Source organism: Actinosynnema sp. NPDC059797, assembly GCF_042732085.1.
Lineage (GTDB): Bacteria > Actinomycetota > Actinomycetes > Mycobacteriales > Pseudonocardiaceae > Actinosynnema.
Genome location: NZ_JBHWIE010000667.1, coordinates 1 through 2,125 on the forward strand (window position 1 = coordinate 1; position 2,125 = coordinate 2,125).

Below are 2,125 nucleotides of genomic sequence, written 5' to 3' on the forward strand. Positions count from 1 at the left end.
GGCCCGTCGTGGCCGAGCACCCCGGCCACGTGGCCGCGGACCACGTCGAGCAGGTGCTTGCGCCGTTCGGTCGCCGGCAGCGCCGCCAGGCGGTCGGCCAGCGACGTGGCCGGCTGCGCCACGGCCACCTGGGCCGCCCGCCGGGTGGCGCCGCGCACCAGCGCGCGGAACACCGGCGGCACGACCTCGCCCGCCGACCGCACCGCGGCCAGGTCCAACCGCGCGGGCACCAGGTCCGCCCGGTCCGCCGCCACCGCCGCGTCGAACAGCGCCAGCCCGTCCTCCGGGCCCAGCGGCAGCACGCCGGAGTCGGCCATGCGCTTGAGGTCGCGCTCGTCCAGGTCACCGGTCATCGCGCTGCCCACGCCGGTCCACAGGCCCCAGGCCAGCGACGTGCCCGGCAGCCCGAGCGACCGGCGGTGCCGGGCCAGGGCGTCGAGGAAGCCGTTGGCCGCGGCGTAGGCCGACTGCCCCGCGCCGCCCGTCACCGAGGCCAGCGAGGAGAACAGCACGAACGCGGTCAGGTCGGCGTCGCGGGTCAGCTCGTGCAGGTGCCACGCCGCCGCGGCCTTGGGCCGCCACGCCGCGTCCACCTGCTCGCGGGTGAGGTTGACCAGCAGCGCGTCGTCGACCGCGCCCGCCGCGTGCACCACGGCGGACAGCTCGACGCCGTCGAGCAGCGCCGCCACGGCCTCGCGGTCGGCCACGTCGCACGCCACCACGTCCACGTGCGCGCCGTGCAGCGTCAGCTCGGCCACCAGCTCCGGCACGCCCGGCGCCGCCGGACCGCGCCTGCTCGTCAGCAGCAGCCGCCGCACGCCGTGCCCGGTCACCAGGTGCCGCGCCACGGCCGCGCCGACGCCGCTCGTGCCGCCGGTCACCAGGACGGCGCCGCGGTCGGTGAACGCGGGCCCGCCCGCGGACCCGCCCGCCCGCACCAGCCTCGGCACGAACACCCGGCCCCGGCGCACCGCGAGCTGCGGCTCGCCCGCGGTCAGGGCCGCGGCCAGCGCCAGGTCGGAGGCCGGCTCGCCGTCGGTGTCCACGATCGTCACCAGGCCCGGGTGCTCCGCCTGCGCGGAGCGCAGCAGGCCCCACAGCGGCGACTGCGCCAGCCCCGGCACGGTGTCGTCGTCGTCCACCGCGACCGCGCCGGTCGTGACGACCACCAGCCGCGTCCGGCCCAACCGCTCGTCGAGCGCCCAGTGCCGCACCGCCGCGAGCACCCGGTCGAGCACCTCGCGACCCGCGGTCACCGGGTCGCCCGCCGGCGACTCCACCGGCAGCAGCACCGCGTCGGGCCCCTGCGGGCCGGTCGCGGCCGACAGCGCCTCCAGGTCGGGGTAGGCGGCCTCGGCGGCGAAGCGGGTCGCCGAGCCGATCACCGCCAGCCGCGCCGGGGTGTCCGCCGCGCCGAGCACCGGGGTCCAGTCGAGCTGGAACAGCGAGTCGTGCCGCGCGGTCGCGGCGGACGGCCCGGTCGGCATCGGCCGCACGGTCAGCGAGCCGACCGTGGCGACCGGGCTGCCGACCGCGTCGGCCAGCGCGAACGCGTAGTCGTCGGCGCCGGTGCGGGTCAGCCGCACCCGCAGCACGGACGCGCCGGACGCGTGCAGCGCCACGTCGCGCCACGCGAACGGCACGCTCACGCCGTCCTCGCCCTCGTCCAGCAGGATCGCGGTGTGCAGGGCCGCGTCGAGCAGCGCCGGGTGCACGCCGAACCGGCTCGCGTCCACCGCCGCCTCGTCGGGCAGCACGACCTCGCCGAACACCTCGTCCGCGCCGCGCCGCCAGGCCGCGCGCAGGCCCTGGAACACCGGGCCGTAGCGGTAGCCCTGGTCGGCCAGGGACTCGTAGCGGCCCGCCAGGTCCACCTCGACGGCGCCCGCGGGCGGCCACTCGTCCAGGTCGGGCGCCGCGACCGGCACGCCCGCCGCCAGCACGCCGGAGGCGTGCCGGGTCCACGGCGCGTCCTCCCCGCCGGTCGACGAGTGGTCCGGCCGCGAGTGCACGGTCAGCGTGCGGCGACCGCCGTCGTCGGCGTTGCCGACGACCACCTGGAGCACCACGCCGCCGCGCTAGGGCAGGGCCAGCGGCGCCGCCCGGGGCAGCGCCACGCCCCCGG

General features: G+C 79.2%; 1 protein-coding gene. It reads right to left on the reverse strand.

The window, feature by feature from the left end; translation table 11 throughout:
- Positions 1-2,069, reverse strand: a 2,069-nt coding sequence (locus ACFV4N_RS43125) for a type I polyketide synthase (protein ID WP_499678485.1), incomplete at its 3' end; no start/stop codon positions are given.
- Between the last annotated feature and the right edge of the window lie 56 nt (positions 2,070-2,125).